The 18,982-nt window shown below is 61.4% G+C and carries 14 protein-coding genes; 11 read left to right on the forward strand and 3 right to left on the reverse strand.

All coding sequences use genetic code 11. The annotated features are described in order from the left end of the window. Positions 1 to 33 precede the first annotated feature (33 nt). From CHH27_RS23150 to fdhF, 11 genes are all read left to right on the forward strand, one after another. The gene (locus CHH27_RS23150) at positions 34 to 1,314 is read left to right on the forward strand and encodes a glutamate-5-semialdehyde dehydrogenase (protein WP_094074959.1); all 1,281 of its coding nucleotides are present in this window, start codon (positions 34 to 36) and stop codon (positions 1,312 to 1,314) included. Positions 1,315 to 1,357: 43 nt separating this feature from the next. Then, on the forward strand, positions 1,358 to 1,993 hold the full coding sequence (locus CHH27_RS23155; RefSeq protein ID WP_094073690.1) for a nicotinate-nucleotide adenylyltransferase: 636 nt from the start codon (positions 1,358 to 1,360) through the stop codon (positions 1,991 to 1,993). A gap of 230 nt (positions 1,994 to 2,223) precedes the next feature. Further along, a complete protein-coding gene (rsfS, locus tag CHH27_RS23160) occupies positions 2,224 to 2,607 on the forward strand; it encodes a ribosome silencing factor (RefSeq protein WP_094074960.1) in 384 nt (127 codons plus the stop codon). A 76-nt stretch (positions 2,608 to 2,683) separates the two neighbouring features. Beyond that, complete coding sequence (gene rlmH, locus CHH27_RS23165) at positions 2,684 to 3,166, forward strand: 23S rRNA (pseudouridine(1915)-N(3))-methyltransferase RlmH (protein ID WP_094073691.1); 483 nt, start codon at positions 2,684 to 2,686, stop codon at positions 3,164 to 3,166. A gap of 27 nt (positions 3,167 to 3,193) precedes the next feature. Further along, positions 3,194 to 3,691, forward strand: a complete 498-nt coding sequence (locus CHH27_RS23170) for a GNAT family N-acetyltransferase (protein WP_094073692.1) — start codon at positions 3,194 to 3,196, stop codon at positions 3,689 to 3,691. A gap of 337 nt (positions 3,692 to 4,028) precedes the next feature. Further along, positions 4,029 to 5,354: a murein hydrolase activator EnvC gene (locus CHH27_RS23175; protein WP_208988341.1), complete on the forward strand. Its 1,326-nt coding sequence runs from the start codon at positions 4,029 to 4,031 to the stop codon at positions 5,352 to 5,354. Next, a complete protein-coding gene (locus CHH27_RS23180; RefSeq protein ID WP_094073694.1) occupies positions 5,351 to 6,679 on the forward strand; it encodes a S41 family peptidase in 1,329 nt (442 codons plus the stop codon). Before CHH27_RS23175 ends, CHH27_RS23180 begins: the two co-directional genes overlap by 4 nt. Before the next feature lie 115 nt (positions 6,680 to 6,794). Further along, positions 6,795 to 7,940 (forward strand): divergent polysaccharide deacetylase family protein, encoded by a 1,146-nt coding sequence (locus tag CHH27_RS23185; protein ID WP_208988342.1) that lies wholly within the window; start codon positions 6,795 to 6,797, stop codon positions 7,938 to 7,940. Positions 7,941 to 7,968: 28 nt separating this feature from the next. Further along, positions 7,969 to 8,499 (forward strand): RNA pyrophosphohydrolase, encoded by a 531-nt coding sequence (locus CHH27_RS23190; RefSeq protein WP_094073696.1) that lies wholly within the window; start codon positions 7,969 to 7,971, stop codon positions 8,497 to 8,499. 217 nt (positions 8,500 to 8,716) lie between these two features. Beyond that, positions 8,717 to 10,393 (forward strand): NAD(P)H-dependent oxidoreductase subunit E, encoded by a 1,677-nt coding sequence (locus CHH27_RS23195; RefSeq protein ID WP_094073697.1) that lies wholly within the window; start codon positions 8,717 to 8,719, stop codon positions 10,391 to 10,393. Beyond that, complete coding sequence (gene fdhF / locus CHH27_RS23200) at positions 10,390 to 13,158, forward strand: formate dehydrogenase subunit alpha (protein ID WP_094073698.1); 2,769 nt, start codon at positions 10,390 to 10,392, stop codon at positions 13,156 to 13,158. Before CHH27_RS23195 ends, fdhF begins: the two co-directional genes overlap by 4 nt. A 75-nt stretch (positions 13,159 to 13,233) precedes the next feature. Here the strand turns inward: fdhF and CHH27_RS23205 are convergent, their stop codons facing one another. The 3 genes from CHH27_RS23205 to queG form a co-directional block, all read right to left on the reverse strand. Then, entirely contained in the window at positions 13,234 to 15,369 is a 2,136-nt protein-coding gene (locus tag CHH27_RS23205; RefSeq protein ID WP_094073699.1) for a hypothetical protein, read from the reverse strand. A gap of 175 nt (positions 15,370 to 15,544) precedes the next feature. Continuing rightward, complete coding sequence (locus CHH27_RS23210) at positions 15,545 to 17,677, reverse strand: hypothetical protein (protein ID WP_094073700.1); 2,133 nt, start codon at positions 17,675 to 17,677, stop codon at positions 15,545 to 15,547. A gap of 121 nt (positions 17,678 to 17,798) precedes the next feature. Beyond that, on the reverse strand, positions 17,799 to 18,950 hold the full coding sequence (queG, locus tag CHH27_RS23215) for a tRNA epoxyqueuosine(34) reductase QueG (RefSeq protein WP_371681863.1): 1,152 nt from the start codon (positions 18,948 to 18,950) through the stop codon (positions 17,799 to 17,801). Positions 18,951 to 18,982: the final 32 nt, after the last annotated feature.

Consider the following 18,982-nt stretch of genomic DNA (forward strand, 5'->3'; position numbering starts at 1 on the left):
CCGGTGCGGCCGCGTGTATGGGAGTTGGAGAAGATGCTGGAAGTCGTCGAGGCACAGTCGACCGAGGAACTGATGGCGGAGATCGGGCAGCGCGCCCGTGCCGCCGGCCGGGTCCTTGCCACGGCCCCAGCAGAGCAGAAAGACCGGGCCCTGAAGGAAATGGCGGCAGCTGTCAGAGCGGCGACCCCGGAAATCCTGGCCGGCAACCGTATCGACGTTGAGACGATGACGGCCAATGGCCAGACGGCCGCCTTTCTGGATCGCGGCACGCTCAACGAGGAGCGGATCGAGGCGATTGCCGGGGCTCTTGAGGACATCGTCGCGCTGGATGATCCGGTCGGCAGCGTCATGGCGGCCTGGGAGCGCCCCAACGGCCTCAAGATCCAGCGGGTGCGCACGCCGCTTGGCGTGATCGGTGTGATCTATGAAAGCCGCCCGAATGTGACGGCCGATGCCGGTGCTCTCTGTCTGAAAGCCGGCAATGCGGTGGTCCTGCGTGGCGGCTCCGACACCATCCAGTCCAACCGGGCGATCCATGCCGCCCTGCAAAAAGGCCTGGCGGCTGCCGGTTTGCCGGAAGACGCCATCCAGATCGTGCCGGTAACGGATCGCGCTGCGGTCGGCGAAATGCTGCGTGGCCTGAACGGCAATCTCGATGTCATCGTGCCGCGCGGCGGCCGCAGCCTGGTCGAACGGGTGCAGACGGAAGCCCGCGTGCCGGTCTTCGCCCATCTGGAAGGCCTGGTGCATATCTTTGTCGACGAGGCAGCCGACCTTGCCGCGGCCGTGGACGTGGTCGTCAACTCCAAGCTGCGCCGTACGGGCATCTGCGGCGCCCTGGAGACACTGCTGGTGCACGAGGCAGTGGCGCACAGCCATCTGCCGGTGATCGTCAAGGCGCTGCAGGACAGGGACTGCGAAGTGCGCGGCGACGCTGTGGTGCGCGATATCTGCGAAAACATCGTTCCTGCCAGCGAGGACGACTGGTCGACCGAATATCTCGACACGATCCTGTCGGTAAAGGTCGTTGCGGATCTGGACGCGGCGATGGACCATATCGCCACATACGGTTCCAACCACACCGATTGCATCCTGACCGAAGACCAGGCGATTGCGGACCGGTTTCAGGCCGAAGTGGATTCGGCCATCGTGCTGCACAATGCCTCGACCCAGTTCGCCGACGGCGGCGAATTTGGCATGGGTGCGGAAATCGGCATTGCCACCGGTCGCATGCATGCGCGTGGTCCCGTGGGCGTCGAGCAGCTGACCAGTTTCAAATACAAGGTGCATGGCACGGGTCAGACCCGTCCGTGACCTTTCCCTGCATTCGTGAATTCAATGGCAAGAGGCAACCGGCATGAGCCCGCTTAGTCTGGGGGCGGAGCTTGACAGGGACTGGCTGAAACTGCCGCATGCCGAAGCGGGCAACCGCATCGGCATCTTTGGCGGTTCGTTCAATCCGCCGCATTCGGGGCACAGGCTGGTCGCCGCGACCGTGTTGAAGCGGCTGGGGCTCGATCAGGTCTGGTGGCTGGTGACGCCGGGCAATCCGCTGAAGAGCCATTCCGACCTGGCGCCCCTGGAAAGGCGCCTGCGTCTGACCAGCGACCTGGCGGACCACCCGCGCATGAAGGTCACCGCCTTCGAGCAGGTTCTGGGCACGCCCTATACCGCAAGGACACTGGTGGCCCTGCAGGCGATGCGTCCGGCCGTGCGATTCGTTTGGGTCATGGGTGCTGACAATTTAGCCGGCTTTCATTATTGGCAGGATTGGCGCGACATCGTCGGTTCGGTGCCGATTGCGATTGTCGACCGCCCCGGGGCCTCCTTGTCCGTGTTGTCGTCTCCAATGGCAAAAGCTTATGAAAAATATAGGCTTCCGGAGGAAGACGCGGCATTGCTGCCGAATATGCAGGCACCGATATGGACGTTTTTGCATACACCGCTCGACCAGACGTCATCGACGGACCTGCGGCGCGGCGCACCAAAATGATCAGCAGATTTACCGAGAATTCCGGGCTGTCTTGAAAATGCCAAACGGGAAGCGGTATTATAGGGACGGTCGCGACGAGCGCGGCCGAGGTACGGTCAACCGGTCCTGTTCCCAAAACGGGTGACGTATGAAGACGAACGTTTCTGTTCGTGACGACGTTGGGCTCAGGACGGCACAAACGGCGAAAGGCACAACACCTGACCATGACCTTTGAAAGCGAGCGGGCTGACATGTCCACTCCTATGACGGCTTCCGTAAGCGCAGATCTTGCGGCAGACCTCCTCGATACGGTCCTCTCCAGTCTTGACGACTCGAAAGCCGAGGACCTGGTAACTCTCGACATCGCAGGCAAGAGTTCGCTGGCCGATCACATGGTGATCGCGTCCGGGCGCTCCCATCGTCATGTGGGCGCAATTGCGGATCACTTGCTGAAGGACCTGAAAGCGGCCGGCGCCGGCAAGGCAACGGTTGAGGGCCTGAACACCTGTGATTGGGTACTGATCGACGCTGGCGATGTGATCATTCACATTTTCCGTCCTGAAGTCCGCGGCTTCTACAATCTGGAAAAGATGTGGGCGCCCGAGACGGACGACGCGCCGCAGTTTATCGGCTGAGGAGATCTGGGGTCCCGAAAGGGGCCTGGATCACCGTCTGATATTTTGGACCGGATCAACATCCGGCGAGGACTTTATGCGCTTCACGCTTTTCTGCATTGGCAAGATGAAGGCCGGTGCGGACAAAGAACTTTTCGACCGCTATCTGGACCGTGCGCGAAAGACCGGACGCGGGCTGGGTGTCACAGAGGTCGCTCTTCAGGAAACACCGGAAAGCCGCGCGCAGCGGCCGGACGACCGCAAGGCGGACGAAGCCAGGACCCTGCTTCAGGGGCTGGGCACCGGCGCGCGTCTGGTGGTCCTGGATGAAAACGGCAAGAACCTGACCAGCCCGGCCTTCACTCAGAAACTGGAAGCCTGGAAAGATGAAGGAGTTCCGGAGGTCGTGTTTGCGATCGGCGGAGCCGATGGCCATGGCCAGGAAGCCCTTGCCAGGGCGGATCTGAAACTGGCGCTTGGCGCCATGACCTGGCCGCACCAGATCGCGCGCATTCTCCTGGCGGAGCAGATCTACCGGGCGATGACCATTCAATCCGGCCACCCCTATCACCGGGTGTGATTGTCCGGGACAGAAGAGAGAAACCTGTTGGCACCGACCCTGGAAACCGAGCGCCTCGTCCTGCGCCCCATGAACATGGAAGACTGGCCGGACTACTGGCAGTTGATGCGGTCCGAGCGGTCCCGCTTCATGGGCGGGCCGCTCTCCGAATTTGCGGCCTGGGGCATGTTCTGTCACGACGTGGCGCAATGGTCGCTGATGGGTCATGGCGCCTTGATGATGGACCACCGGGAGACAGGGCGCTGTCTCGGCCAGGTCGGCATCAATCACGGGCCGCTTTTTCCCGAGCATGAGCTCGGCTGGTATGTCTATGAGCATGCCGAAGGACGGGGCTACGCGTTCGAGGCGGCAAAGGCCTTTCGGGACTGGGCGGCCGACACGCGAAAACTGCCGGCGCTGGTGAGCTACATGGATCCTGACAACATCCGGTCGGCGCGGCTTGCGGAACGACTGGGGGCTGTAATTGACCCGGGCGCTCCAAGGACGGATCCGCGCGACCTTGTCTACCGTCATTTCGGCCCCTGACAGGGGAACTGGCAGTCCGAAGACGACCGAAATCTGTTCCTCTGCGTCAGATGAAGGAAGTTTAACTTTGAAAATGGCCGGAAATGGGCACTCTGCCCGTATCTCGCCGCATTCGGGCCGTATCGCTTTTCGATTACCGGAAAGACAAGGTTAGGTCGAAAAGCGGTGCACGCGTGGAGAGTTTGTTAACAGGCCGGTCATCAGGGTAAACGCTTCGTTAACGCAGACTGTGTATCGCAAGAGAAGGATAACCTTTGGGAGCTGAGGCAGGTTGAAACCGGATCGCATCACGCATATGCGTCCAGATCTTGAGAAGCGGTGGCAGTGGCGACCGTTCTTGAGCGGCCTTGTTCTGAGCATGCTTTTGCCGGCGACGCCGGTCCTTGCTTCCGAAAGCGTGGATGAGACGACAGTCGAGAAGCCTGCGGTTGCTCCTGAAGTCAGCGCTGCCCTGGAGCGCAAGAAGGCGCGTGAACAGGAATTGGCAGCCCTCTCACGCGATATTGATGTATCGACGGACCGGCAGGCGGCAATTGCCCGCGAGATCCGGGCGCTCGACAGGGATCGCGAAACGCTCAACGCCAAGATCATCGGCACGTCCGACACGATCAGGGGGCTGGAAACCAGGCTGAGCGACACCGAGCGGCGCCTGCGCGCGCTTGGCGAAAACGAGGATGCGGTCCGGCTGTCGCTGATTGCGCGGCGGGACATCCTGGCCGAGGTGCTGGCGGCGCTACAGCGGATCGGCAAGCGGCCGCCACCGGCGCTGGCCGTGCGTCCGAGCGATGCCCTTTCAGCGGTCCGCAGTGCGATTCTGTTGAACGCCGTGATGCCGGAACTGAAGGTCGAGACGGAGGCGCTGGCAGCCGATCTGGAGGAACTTCACCGCCTGAAAGCGGTGATAGCGGAGGAAAAGAACCGTCTGCGCGGTGGTGCCATGCGATTGGCTGAGGAAAAGTCGCGGCTGGAGCTTCTGCTCAGCGCCAAAAGGCAGGAACATCAGAAGTCGGTTCGAGTCCTGAGAGAGGAAAAGGAACGCGCGGCTGAACTTGCGAACAAGGCGGGATCGCTGCAGGAACTGATCGCGAGCCTCGAGCAGGAAATCGAGAGCGCGCGCGAAGCAGCGGAAAAATCCCGCCAGGCGGCCCTGGACGCGAAACGGCAAGGCAAACGCAGTTTCGATCCGTTCAGCGATCCGGGCCGGCTCGCACCGGCGGTGCCGTTCCAGGAAACGCGCGGAAAATTGCCGCAGCCCGTGTCTGGCACCCTGTTGAAGGATTTCGGCCAGGAAGATGATTTTGGCGGTGTGACGGAAGGTCAATCTATTGCCACAAGGCCGGGCTCTAATGTCACGGCGCCGGCTGACGGCTGGGTGGTTTATTCAGGACCTTTCCGTTCTTTCGGTCAGCTCTTGATCCTGAACACGGGCGACGGCTACCATGTGCTCCTGGCCGGCATGGATCGGATCGATGCGGAATTGGGGCAGTTTGTTTTGACCGGGGAACCGGTTGGTGTGATGGGCGCGACCCAATGGGCGAGCGCTTCGACATTCGGCTTGGGCTCGACCCAACCGATCCTATATGTTGAATTTCGGAAGGACGGCCGTGCGATCGATCCCACGCCTTGGTGGGAACGCACAGAAGAAGAAAAGGCTCGCGGATGATACGGAAAACTTCCTTGCTGCTGGTGGGTGCCCTGATGGGAGCGGCAGCGGTTACGACACTGTCCCAGATGCCGCTCAATGTTTCGGGAGCCGCCAACGCCGCGGCCACCGACACGTACCGGCAACTGAACCTCTTCGGCGACGTGTTCGAGCGGGTCCGCTCCGACTATGTGGAAGTGCCGGACGATGCTCAGCTGATCGAAAGCGCCATCAACGGCATGCTGACCTCGCTGGATCCCCATTCCAGCTACATGTCCCCGAAAAGCTTCCGCGACATGCAGGTGCAGACCCGCGGTGAGTTCGGCGGCCTCGGCATCGAGGTCACCATGGAAGAAGGCCTCGTCAAGGTCGTGTCTCCGATCGATGACACGCCGGCAGCCAAGGCCGGTGTCCTGGCGGGCGACCTGATCACCTATATCGACGGCGAGCAGGTTCAGGGCCTCACCCTGAACGAAGCGGTTGAAAAGATGCGTGGCCCGGTCAACACCGACATTGTCGTGACCGTGCGCCGCAAGGGCCGTGCCGAGCCGTTCGACATCACCATCACCCGCGACATCATTCGCATCCGGTCCGTGCGCTGGCGCGAAGAGGACGATGTCGGCTATGTCCGCGTCACCCAGTTCAACGAACAGACTTTCGATGGCCTCAAGAAGGGCATTGAGGAAATGTCGGAGAAGATTGGCGACGACAAGCTGAAGGGCTTCATTGTCGATTTGCGCAACAACCCGGGCGGTCTGCTCGACCAGGCGATTGCCGTTTCCGATGCCTTCCTGGACCGCGGCGAGATCGTCTCGACCCGTGGTCGTGAAGCCGACGAGACCCAGCGCTACAATGCCCGTGCGGGCGATTTGACCGATGGCAAGCCGGTCATCATCTTGGTGAACGGCGGATCGGCCTCTGCGTCCGAGATCGTTGCCGGCGCCCTGCAGGACCACCGCCGCGCAACCATCCTGGGCACACGGTCCTTCGGCAAGGGCTCCGTTCAGACGATTATCCCGCTGGGTGCAAACGGTGCCATCCGCCTGACCACGGCGCGGTATTACACACCGTCGGGAACCTCCATCCAGGCCAAGGGCATCGTCCCGGACATCGAGGCGCTGCAGGATCTTCCTGAAGAGCTGGTCGGCCGCGTCGACACCAAGGGCGAAGCGGGCCTGCGTGGCCACCTTGAAGCTGATGGCGAAGAGCAGTCCGGCAGCCAGGCCTATGTGCCGTCCGACCCGGACGAGGACACCCAGCTCAAGCTCGCGCTCGATCTTCTCCGCGGCGTACAGGTCAACAGTGCCTTCCCGCCTGTCTCCGACAGCGCTGCCGTCAAGAACTGATGCCAACGAGGCGCGTCGCCAATAGGCGGCGCGCCGGTCTCTTTCGTTTTCGTTCTGCGTATTCCAACAACAACACGTCTCCGGCCGGCGGCCGGACAATTGACTCAGGACGGTAATGTCGAGCGAAGATCTCACAGCTCCCCTAGGTATGGGCAAACGGCGGCTCGTCAGGCTGCCGTTCGGTCTGATCGGCGTCGGCATCTTGAGCGTCATCTTCACGACAACGCTGATCTGGATCGCGGTCGTGGATGACCCGTTGGGCGGAGAACCGGTAGCCGTCCTGCCTCTGGATGCCGTTGTGGAAGGCGTCACGTCCCAGGACATTGAAGTCGTCGAAATCCGTCCGGGTATTGGCGACGATCTCGGCCCCAATCTGCGTCCGGAAAGTGCCAAGGACCTGATGGGTCCGCGTTATGACATGATCCTGCGGCCGGACGGTCTGGGCCCCGAGGCACCCGTCACCAGCCTGTCGATCAATCCGGACAGCCGTGTCAGCGAACGGTCCGATTATGGCTTCCTGCCCAAGGTGAGCGAGGCAGGCGTGCGCCCGCTGGATGCCTATTCCCGCCCGGTCGTGAACGAGTTCAAGTCGATCCCGAAAATTGCCGTCGTCATCACCGGGCTGGGCCTCAGCGAGACCGGCACCCAGAACGCCATCTCCAGCCTGCCACCGGAAGTTACTTTCGCGCTGGCGCCCTATGGCGAAGACCTGGATCTGTGGATGCAGCAGGCCCGCACCAAGGGCCACGAACTGTTGCTGCAGCTGCCGCTCGAACCTTTTGATTTTCCGGACAACGACCCGGGGCCACACACACTTCTGGTCAGTCTCAGGCCCGCGGAAATGCTCGACCGGCTGGCTTATCTCCTGACACGCGTGACCAACTACGTCGGCACGATTCCTGAAATGGGCGCGCGGTTCACGTCGACCAAGCCGTCCGTGGAGTATCTCTTCGAGAAGCTGAAGTCCCGTGGCCTGATGTTTGTCGACAACGGCACGTCGTCGCGGTCCATCGCGGCCCAGATGGCCACGGACAAGCGCCTGCCGTTCAGCGGTGTGGATGTGGTTTTGGACGAGGTACCAAGGGACGACAATATCGACGCCAAGCTGTTGCAGCTGGAAGGCATCGCCCGGTCTCGCGGGATTGCCGTGGCCGCCGGTTCGGCACTTCCCGTGACTGTACGCCAGCTGCAGGAATGGGTACAGGATCTGGAAGAGCGCGGTCTCCAGCTGGTGCCGATCAGCGCCACCATCGACCGGTAGTTTTTGATCTTTTGAAACAGGTGACATCGTGACGAAGCTTGAACTCGGACCGGGATTTCCGGTCCCTTCTGAGGGGCTTCCCTATCGCCCGTGTGTCGGCATCATGCTGATCAACAGGGACGGTCTGGTCTGGATCGGCAGCCGCGACGATGGTGGCAGTTCCTCGAATTACGAATACAGCTGGCAGATGCCGCAGGGCGGCATCGACAAGGGCGAGGCTCCAGAGCCCGCGGCTCGAAGGGAACTTTACGAGGAAACCTCGATCAGCTCCGTGACCCTGCTGGAAGAGGCGCCTGAGTGGTTCGCCTACGACTATCCGCCCGATGTCGTCAAAAAATCGCGCAAGGGCAAGCACCGGGGACAGGCGCAGCGCTGGATCGCCTATCGATTCGACGGGTCCGACGACGAAATCAACATCCTGACACCGCCGGACGGCCATTCGGCGGAATTCTCGCAGTGGCGCTGGGAAGAGGCAAACCGGCTGCCGGAGCTGATCGTTCCGTTCAAACGGCCGGTCTATGAGCGGGTGATTGCCGCCTTTTCACACCTGACGGCCTGATCCGGCGGCCGAGGACGCCATCGTTAAAGCGTCAGCATTTGAAGGCCGTTTGTCGTTTTTCAAACAGACAGACCGCATCCGCATCGCTAACATCGCGCCAATTCAAGGGCTCACCGGTCACCTGGAACACAGGATCGGCCGCGGGGCCCCGACAGGCACGATGCGAGCGCGGACGCGACATCCAACGCGCGCTCATGAGGAATTGGGAGGAACGCCAATGTCTTTCGGCAAGGGGCTTTCACGCAAGCCGTCCCAGACGAAAGGGCGTCAATTGGAAGATGCGGCACTGGCCGAGGTGCAGGCGCTTCTGGGCGATGAGCCGCGTCGCCGCGATCTGTTGATCGAACACCTGCACAAGATCCAGGATGCTTTTGGATGCCTGGAAGCACGCCACCTCAAGGCGCTGGCAGACGAAATGAAGCTGTCGCAGGCCGAGATTTACGAGGTCGCCAGCTTCTACCACCATTTCGACATCGTGCGCGAAGGGGACGCCAAACCGGCGCCTTTGACGATTCGCGTTTGTGACAGTGTTGCTTGCGCCCAAAAAGGGGCAGATGCGCTGGCAGCTGCTCTGGAAGGCGGTGTTGACCCTGCCAAGGTTCGCATCCAGAAAGTGCCCTGCATTGGCCGCTGTGCCGGAGCGCCGGCCGTTCAGGTCGGAAAACGTGCCGTCGACAATGCCTCTGAACTCTCCGTACGCGCCGTTCTCTTTGAAGGGGAAACCGCGGCAGAGATCCCGGATCACGTCAAACTCGACGCCTATCGTGCGGGCGGCGGTTACAGGCTGCTGGACCGTGTCCGGGCAGGCGAGCTGGACGCAGCGGCGATTGCCGACATGGCCCTTGAGGCCGGCTTGCGCGGTCTGGGCGGGGCCGGCTTTCCGACCGGTACCAAGTGGAAAATCGTCAACGATCTGCCCGGCCCGAAATATCTGACCATCAACGGCGACGAAGGTGAGCCCGGCACCTTCAAGGACCGCTATCATCTGGAGCGCGATCCGCACCGGCTTCTGGAAGGGGCCCTGATCGCCGCCCATGCTATCTCCGCGGACCGCATCTACCTTTATATGCGCGACGAATATCCGGCGGTGCTGGAGATCCTGAAGACGGAAATCGAAGCCCTGCGGACGGCAGGCATCATCACCTCCATCGACATCGAACTGCGCCGTGGCGCCGGGGCCTATATCTGCGGCGAGGAAAGCGCGATGATCGAGTCGATCGAAGGCAAGCGCGGCCTGCCGCGCCACCGTCCGCCCTTCATCGCCCAGGTTGGTCTGTTCGGCCGCCCGACCCTCAATCACAATGTCGAGACCCTGTTCTGGATCCGCGACATCGTCGAAAAGGGGCCGGAATGGTTTGCTGCCCAAGGCCGGCGGGACAAAAAAGGTTTCCGGTCCTTTTCGGTTTCCGGCCGGGTCAAGGAGCCGGGGGTCAAGCTGGCACCGGCCGGCGTCACAATGAATGAGCTGCTGACCGAATTCTGCGGCGGCATGGAAGACGGCCACAGCTTCAAGGGCTACCTGCCGGGTGGCGCGTCCGGCGGTATTCTGCCGGCCTCGCTCGCCGATGAGCCGCTCGATTTCGGCACGCTCGACAAACACGGCTGTTTCATTGGCAGTCACGCCATCGTGGTCTTTTCCGACCAGGACGACATGCGCGATGTGGCCCTCAACTTGATGCGTTTCTTCAAGCACGAAAGCTGCGGCCAGTGCACGCCGTGCCGGTCGGGTACGGAAAAGATGGAACATCTTCTGGCCGAAGGTGACTGGGACGAGGCAAAGATCGCCGATCTCGATGAGGTGATGCGGTCCTCGTCCATTTGCGGTCTCGGCCAGGCGGCCAGCAACCCGGTGGCTTCAGTTCTGAAATTCTTTCCTGAGGAGTTCGGCAAATGAGCCAGATCACCTTCTCTCTTGATGGCAAGAACGTCACCGCCGAGGACGGCGAAACCATCTGGCAGGTGGCCAAACGCGAAGGCGTCGCCATTCCGCACCTTTGCCACAAGGACGCGCCCGGTTACCGCTCCGACGGCAATTGCCGTGCCTGCATGGTCGATATTGAAGGTGAGCGTGTGCTCGCCGCCTCCTGTATCCGCGCACCGTCCGAAGGCATGGTCGTCAAGACCGCGACCGAACGCGCCGAAAAGGCTCGTGAGATGGTCTTCGAACTGCTGGCCGCCGACCAGCCGTCCCGCGACCATCACCCGGATCCGGAAAGTGACTTCTGGAAATGGTCCGATGCGATCGGGGTGACCTCCAGCCGCTATGCACCGTGCGAAAAGCCGGCACAGGACATTTCGCACCCGGCAATCGCTGTCAATCTCGATGCCTGTATCGCCTGTAACCTGTGCGAACGCGCCTGCCGTGAAGTTCAGGTCAATGACGTCATCGGCATGGCCGACCGCGGCGCGCACACGGTACCGGTCTTCGATCTGGCCGACCCGATGGGTCTGTCCACCTGCGTTGCCTGCGGTGAATGTGTTTCTGCCTGTCCGACCGGCGCGCTCATGGAAAAGAGCCTTCTTGATGCGACGGCCACGAAGCGGGAAGTCTTTGCCGAAGAAACCGTCGACAGCGTCTGCCCGTTCTGCGGCGTCGGCTGCCTGACGTCCGTTTCCGCGAAGGACGGCAAGATTGTCAGCGTCGAGGGGCGCAATGGCCCGGCCAACGAGAACCGGCTCTGCGTCAAGGGCCGCTTCGGCTTTGATTATGTCTCCAGCCCGCAGCGCCTGACCAAACCTCTGATCCGCCGGGACGATGCCCCGAAAGGCCGTGATATCTCCATGACCCTGGAGAACCATCTCGACTATTTCCGCGAGGCGACCTGGGACGAAGCGCTGGACAGGGCGGCAAGCGGCCTGAAGGCCTCGTTCGAGGCCAAGGGCGGCGCGGGCATAGCCGGCTTCGGGTCTGCCAAGGGCTCCAACGAAGAGGCTTATCTTTTCCAGAAGCTGATCCGCCAGGGCTTCCAGACCAACAATGTCGATCACTGCACACGTCTGTGCCATGCCTCGTCCGTGGCAGCGCTCATGGAAGGCATCGGCTCCGGTGCGGTGACCGCGCCGTTCAACGCCGCCGAGGATGCCGATTGCATGATCGTCATCGGTGCACGTCCGGCACAGAACCATCCGGTCGCCGCCACCTATATCAAGCAGGCGGCCAAGAAGGGCACCAAGCTGATCGTGATGGACCCGCGCGGTCAGGATCTGATGCGCTACGCGGAATACGGCCTGAAATTCAAGCCGGGCACCGATGTCGCCATGCTGAACGCGATCCTCAACGTGATCATCACCGAGGAGCTCTATGACAGCCAGTATATCGCGGCCCATGTCGACGGCTTCGAAGCGCTGAAGGAGAAGATCCAGGACTTCACGCCGGAAGCCATGGAACCGGTCTGCGGTATCGACGCTCAGACCCTTCGGGACGTTGCCCGCCTTTACGCCACCAGCGCCCGGTCGATCATCTTCTGGGGCATGGGCGTTTCCCAGCATGTGCACGGCACGGACAATGTCCGCTGCCTGATTGCCATGGCACTGACCACCGGCCAGATCGGCCGGCCGGGCACGGGTCTGCATCCGCTGCGCGGGCAGAACAACGTTCAGGGGGCGTCGGACGCCGGCCTGATCCCGATGGTCTTCCCGGACTATCGCTCCGTGGAAAACCCTGACATCCGCTCCGAATATGAAGATGCCTGGGGTCGCACGCTCGACCCGGTGCGGGGCCTGACCGTCGTTGAGATCATGGACGACATTCTGGCAGGTGGCATTGAGGCGATGTTCATCCAGGGTGAGAACCCGGCCATGTCCGACCCGGACCAGAACCATGCCCGCAAGGCGCTGGCGAGCCTGAAGCACCTGGTGGTGCAGGACATTTTCCTGACCGAAACGGCCTGGCACGCGGATGTCATCCTGCCGGCCTCTGCCCATGCGGAAAAGCTTGGCACCTTCACCAATACCAACCGCCAGGTCCAGATCGGCCGGCCGTGTGTGCCAATGCCGGGCGAGGCCCGCGCCGATTGGGAAATCCTGATCGAGCTGGCCAACCGGCTGGGGCTAGGCTGGTCCTATGACGGCGTTCCGGCAATCTACGAGGAAATGCGCTCGCACATGGCTTCGCTCCAGAATATCTCCTGGGAGCGGCTGGAACGCGATGGCACGGTCACCTATCCGGCCGACGCGCCGGACGAGCCGGGCAACGAGATCCTGTTCGGCCAGTCCTTCCCGACGGCCGATGGCCGCGGCAAGATCGTGCCCACCGAACTGGTGCCGCCGAACGAGGTGCCGGACGAGGATTACCCGATGGTGCTGACCACCGGCCGCATGCTGGAACACTGGCACACAGGCGCAATGACCCGGCGTGCCGAGGTGCTCAATGCCATCGAGCCGGAACCGGTTGTCTCCATGAACCCGCGCGACATCAAGCTCCAGGGTCTGGAGATCGGTCAGCAGGTCACGGTCGAAACCCGCCGCGGCGCGATCACCCTGACCCTGCGCGCCGACCGGGACGTTTCGACCGGCATGATGTTCATCCCGTTCTGCTTCTTCGAAGCGCCGGCGAACTTCCTGACCAACCCGCAACTTGACCCGTTCGGCAAGATTCCGGAATTCAAGTTCTGCGCGGCGCGGGTCGGCGCTGCGCAGCAGCGGGAAGCGGCCGAGTAATAAAGATCGAGAAGATTGAGGGTCATGAAAAGGGGCGGCCAGTGGCCGCCCCTTTGTCGTGTCGTTTTAGGACGTTCAGTTGGCTTCGATCTTGACCGCCAGCAGATCCGGCAGGGTTTGCGGCGCAGCCAAGCTGCCGAGGATCTGGGTCAGCGGCACAGGCGCCTTGGGTGTCAGCATCACCTTCAGTTCACCCGGGTTTTCCAGGAACCTGGAGGCTGCGTCATTCACCATGTCGGAGAAGATTTCGTTCTGGACCTGAGTTGCTGCGCCATCAATCTGCTTGAGCAGCACTTCTCGGAAGTCGGCCTCCGGCATGCCCTGGGTCGCCGCGATCTTGCCGAGGCCATCGGCGACCAGTCCGGCATCTCGAAGGCTGACCGACGCGTCGACGAACTGGGCCATCGCCAAGGCGAGCTCGCCCTGTCCCAGCGGATCCTCGAACAGTGCCCGGGACACATTTGCAAACCGGGCATCGATTTCCAGAGCGCCGAGACCTTCGATGGACACCTTCAGCTTCTCAAGCTGCAGATCAAGGGTCTCTTCGTCCCAGTGGAGCCGGGTCTGGCTGGACCAGACGATTTCGGAAAAGCCAAGCGTCTTCAGCAGGGTTTTGATCTGACCTTCGGACACCCCCTCAAGGGGGTGCCTGATGTCCCGGTAATCTATATCAATCCGGGTCGGAAGCGGCGGAACCGACGTCGCTGCGCTGAAATGCGCCTTGCCGATCGACATGTCATCGGCACCTGGAAGGTCAAGATCAGCACCTTCCACGGTGTAGGCGAGCGACCGGGGCAACAGGGCCCGGAACATCCCAACGGGATCTGCACCAGCGGAGTCGATGTCGGATAGCAATGCCTGGAGCACCGGTATCATTGGCTCGTATTCCGCAAATTCGATGTCGAACAGGCTTGCCCGGTCGACCCTTGCACTGCCACCTCCCGGAATGTCGGGAATACGGATCCCCGAAACCGTCAGGTCATCAACGCCGCGCGAACTCAGATCAGACAGGGTCACCGAATCGACAAAAATGGAGAATTCGTCGCGTCTGGAAGTATCGGCGATGTCCAGTTTCAGTCCCGAACAATCAAGCCCGCCATAGGAAAATATTCTCGCAAACTGGAACGATTCTGACAGCATGTAGTCGAACAACGCCGTCTCGGTCTGCCAGTTCCGCGGAACCATCATGCCGGTCGCCAGTTTGAAGAGGTCAAAGCTTCGTGCGCGAAGAGAGACTTCACGGGTTTCGGCCTTGTCGATGGAAATGTCCATCTCGAGGCCTTCGTCAATCGGCAGCGTCGTTCTGACGTTCCGCTCGACGGCTGCTTCAACCAGTTGCACGTCTTGTCCAGCCGGTATCCGGTCACCGGCCAGCACATCCAGGTAGGCGCTGAAATTGACCCCCAGCAGCTCCGAGCGCCCCTGACTGTAGCCGCCCTCGGACACGCCTTCGTCAACAGCGGCGAGAACTTCGGTGCTGCCTTCCTCGAATTCCATCCGCTCCCAGTAGCCGTCGCGCGAATTCTGAATGCGCAGCTGCTTGCGCATCACACGCTGACTGAAAATCAGTTCTTCATCCTCGCCATCCAGACGGTTGACGAACAGGTCCGACTGCTCCCTGTCGGCCGTAATCAAATCGAACGAAGGCAGCAGCAGCGCGTGGAGAAGGGGGCGCCATTCCCGAAACGGGCGCGCTTCGGCTTTGTTGTCGATCACCGGAAGCGACACGCGATAGTTCTGCGCCTCGATGTTATCCGTGAAATGCCAGAGTTGCGCGCGCAAGGCCTCGTCAAATGTCACGCTGCCGGACAAGCCGTTGGAACCGGTGCAGCTGTAGAGGCTTGCGCTGAACGTCCTGTCCTCCTGCGTGAAGCCTTCCAGTTTGCAAAGGTCCGCCCGGATCTTGAAAGTGAATGCAGCCGGGGAAGGCGTCTCGCCGTCGTCTTGGCGAAAATCGTTGAGAAGCTGTCCACCGCCGGACACGACAAGGTCCTTGACTGTCAGGACGTCTGCGTCACGGTCATAGTCGATTGCTTCGACGGCATGGGTCAGCCCAAGGTCCGTGAGTGTATCGAGATAGGCATCAAAGGCGGCCTCGCCGGTGCTTTGCGCCTGCGACGTTGACCAGGACAGCAGCGTGATCACGCTGGCCATGGCAGACTGACGGACTGTGGTAAGGAAGATCCGGCCAGGCTCGACAAAGGCTTTCAATTGCAAACTCCAAAATGGTGTTCAGAAAAACTGGGACAGACCAAAACCTGCGGATCCGTACGGTCTCCCATACGAATTACTGTAATTTTTATCAATGAATATCCAGCAGGAAGCGCGCCGCCGAAAAAGAAAGGGCGGCCACTGGCCGCCCTTTTATCGTGTCGTTTCAAAAAGCTCAGTTCGCTTCGATCTTCACCGCCAGCAGGTCCGGCAGGGTTTGCGGGGCCGCCATGCTGCCGAGGATCTGCGCCAGCGGCACTGCGGCCTCTGGTGTCAGGGTCACTTTCAGCTCACCCGGGTTTTCCAGGAACTTGGAGATCGCGTCGCTTACCATCTTGGTGAAGGCCTCGTTCTGGACCGGTGCGGTGGCCTGGGCCGCCTGGGCAACCAGCGCCTCGCGGAAGACATTCTCCGGGATGCCTTGTTCCTCAGCGATATGGGCAATGCCCTTGGACGCAAGGCCGTCGTCGCGGAAGGTCAACGAGGCATCGACGAACTGCGCGACAATCAGGGCCATCTGACCCTGGCCTTCCGGGTCCTCGAACAGGGATTTGGGCACATTGGCAAAGCGGGCCGACAGTTCGGCGCGGCCAAGGCCCTCGATCTCGACCATGAATTTTTCAAGGCGGAGTTCAAGGGTCGTCTCGTCCCAGTAGAGACGGGTTTCGTCCGACCAGACAACATTTTCCAGGCCAAGCGCTGTGAAGAGGGCCTCCGCCTCGGGATCGTCGATGGCCCTGACCGGAACCTGGATGCCTTCGTTGCGTACGAAGACGTTGGTCGGGATCGGAGACACCGTTGTCGAGACGGTCATTTCCGCAGCGCCGATCTTCACCTGTTCCTTGTCCGGCGTGACGACGTCCAGTCCCTTGATCTCGTAGCCGAAGGACAGCGGCATGAAGGCCCGGGCGACGTCCAGCGGGTGGTCTTCGCCAAAATCGGGATCGGCCATCAGCGTGCTGATCATGGCACGCATCGGCGTGTAGTCGGCAAATTCGATATCGCCGATGGCGGCCCAGTCGAGCTTAACGGAGGCGCCGTCCGGTAAGGACGGTGCATCGAGGCCGACCAGCATCATCTCGCCGATGCCGTCGGAGTTGACGTTGGTCATCGCCATTTCCTTGATGGCGACAGAGGCCTTTTCTCCGGATGCCAGCGGCGGTACCTGGACATTGATGCCGCTGATGCGGGCGTCCGTGATGCCGAAGGAGCGGTAGAACTGGAACACTCCGGTGATCAGCTCTTCCGGAACAGGTTCCTTCTTGGCAAGCAGGTCATCAAGGAGGTCAAGGAGATTGTTCTCCCGTTTGATGAAGGTGACCTCACCAATGGCAGCCCGGTCGATTGTCATGTCAATGGACATGCCCTCAACAAGTTCCTGCTGCGACTTGTAATCGACGGCGGAGCCTTCCCGGATCATCACAATTTCCGTGTCGCTCTCGGGAACAGCTGGGTCGAGCAGGTCGATAAAGGCTGCGACATCCATGTCGGAATAGATGGTCTTGCCCTGGCTGGTGGACTGCGTCAGCGTGCTGCCGTCCGGCGCTGCCGTCCGGAATGTCTGTGTCATGCTGTCGATCGAGTATTCGCCAATACGTCCATTCGCAGCGTCGCTCAGCCGATAGCCGTCCAGCTGCGTGGTGCCGGTGACAACCTGCACTTCCTTGCCGTCCTCCATCGCAAACGCTTCGATGGTCATGGCGGTGCTGTCGACCTTGATTTCCTCATAGGACGCCAGCAGGGACGCCTTCAGGAACGGCAGCCAACGGCTGACCTGACGCTCCGGGTCTTCGGCCGGAAGCTCTGGCATGGTGAAGCTGTAATCGGTTGCGGACACGCCCGTCAGCCGGCCGTCAAGTTCAAGCCGGCCCTTCCCTTCGGCGGAGCCGGAAAAGGTAAATTCGCTGTCGTCGGAATAGACCCAACTTGCCGCCTGAAACGCACCATTTTCGTGCGTGAGGCCGTTGATGGTGACCGTTCCGCTGGAAAACGAAATCTCGTAGGTGAGATCGGTCTTGCCGTCCGCATCCCCGTCCTCGGCAGGCAGATCGTTGATTGTTCCCCCCAGCGCCAGCGTGCTGTCGGTGATAGTGAGCGTGTCGCTGCCGGCATCGTAGCTGACATTGCCGTTTTCAACCTCGATGCCAAGGGCCTTGAGGCCATCGACATAGGCATCGAACGCGGCCGTGCCGCTGTCCTGCGCCAAAGCGGGAGCGGACACCAGTGCCAGTGCGGTGCTGAGGCTCAAAAGCCTGGCGCGTGCCTTGGCTGATGTCGGAAAGGGAGCGGGTGTTGTCTGGAAAATCAATGTTTTGGCTCCAATGATATGATCGGAAACGACAAGGGTCGGACCCGATATGGGGGTATGTCTCAGGCCATTCCATGACTATGGCCCATTCTCATGACAAGGTCGACTCACAGCGGCAGCTTCAGGAAGTCACCGCCAGCCATTCACAGCGCACCTGCTCGTTGTTTTCACCAGGAAATACCTTGGCTTTTTCGGCCTGGAACTGCGCTTCTGAAGCCAGTTTTCCGAAGGCCCAGACAGCGGTGCTCCTGACAGTTTCATCCGGGTCTGCAAGGTGGCCTCGCACCTCGTCAAGCAAAGCCGTGTCGCCGCTGTTGCCGGCGGCAATCAGAACGTTGCGCAAAAAGCGGTTGCGGCCGATCCGTTTGATCGGAGAGCCGGAAAAGAATTTTCGGAAGGCTGCGTCGTCCAGCTGGAGCAGATCGAGAAGGCGCGGTAAGTCGAGATCCTTGCGCGCGATCAGCTTGGCCTCTCTTGCGGTTTCAGCGAACTTGTTCCAGGGGCAAACGGCCAGGCAGTCGTCGCAACCATAGATGCGATTGCCGATGGCCTCGCGGAATTCCGCCGGGATCGGCCCCGGGTGTTCGATCGTGAGATACGAAATGCAACGTCTGGCATCCAGCTGGTAGGGCGCCGGGAAGGCATCGGTCGGGCAGGCGTCGAGGCAGGCTCTGCACGAACCACAATGATCGCGCTCCGCTCCGCTCGGGGGCAACTCCAGTGTCGTGAAGATGGCACCGAGAAAGAACCAGGAGCCGAGCTCGCGCGAGACCAGGTTGGTGTGTTTGCCCTGCCAGCCAAGGCCGGCAGCTTCCCCGAGCGGCTTTTCCATCACCGGTGCGGTGTCGACGAACACCTTCACGTCACCGCCGCCGCGCGACACCAAGAGGCTCGCCAGTTCCTTCAGCCGCCCCTTGATGATGTCGTGATAGTCCCGGTGACGGGCATAGACAGAAATGCCTCCGGAGCCCGGGTCATCGAGATGCGCAAGGGGATGATGCTCGGGCGCATCGTCGGGCCCGTAATTCATTGCCAGCATGATGACGGAGCGCACATCCGGCCACAGGGATGAGGGCGCGGCACGGCGCTCCGCGGTCTCTGCCATCCAGCCCATTGTGCCGTGACGGCCCTTGTCCAGGAATTCCTTCAGGCGCGCCCCTGCCTGCGGGATACTGTCGGCCGCAGCCACGCGAACGCCGTCAAAGCCAAGCGCCGCGGCCTTCTCCTGAAAGGCTTTCAGCAGTTTTTCCGGTTTCGTATGCAACGCCCTCAGCCAACCGGCTCCCTCTTCGCGTTCGATCTATC

The organism is Labrenzia sp. VG12, assembly GCF_002237595.1.
Taxonomy (GTDB): domain Bacteria; phylum Pseudomonadota; class Alphaproteobacteria; order Rhizobiales; family Stappiaceae; genus Roseibium.

Excerpts from the sequence above, each read along its gene's own strand:
- CHH27_RS23155 (WP_094073690.1), top strand. The coding sequence starts at position 1,358 with ATGAGCCCGCTTAGTCTGGGGGCGGAGCTTGACAGGGACTGGCTGAAA.
- CHH27_RS23180 (WP_094073694.1), top strand. The coding sequence starts at position 5,351 with ATGATACGGAAAACTTCCTTGCTGCTGGTGGGTGCCCTGATGGGAGCG.
- rlmH (WP_094073691.1), top strand. The coding sequence starts at position 2,684 with ATGCGCTTCACGCTTTTCTGCATTGGCAAGATGAAGGCCGGTGCGGAC.
- fdhF (WP_094073698.1), top strand. The coding sequence starts at position 10,390 with ATGAGCCAGATCACCTTCTCTCTTGATGGCAAGAACGTCACCGCCGAG.
- CHH27_RS23150 (WP_094074959.1), top strand. The coding sequence starts at position 34 with ATGCTGGAAGTCGTCGAGGCACAGTCGACCGAGGAACTGATGGCGGAG.
- CHH27_RS23185 (WP_208988342.1), top strand. The coding sequence starts at position 6,795 with ATGTCGAGCGAAGATCTCACAGCTCCCCTAGGTATGGGCAAACGGCGG.
- rsfS (WP_094074960.1), top strand. The coding sequence starts at position 2,224 with ATGTCCACTCCTATGACGGCTTCCGTAAGCGCAGATCTTGCGGCAGAC.
- CHH27_RS23195 (WP_094073697.1), top strand. The coding sequence starts at position 8,717 with ATGTCTTTCGGCAAGGGGCTTTCACGCAAGCCGTCCCAGACGAAAGGG.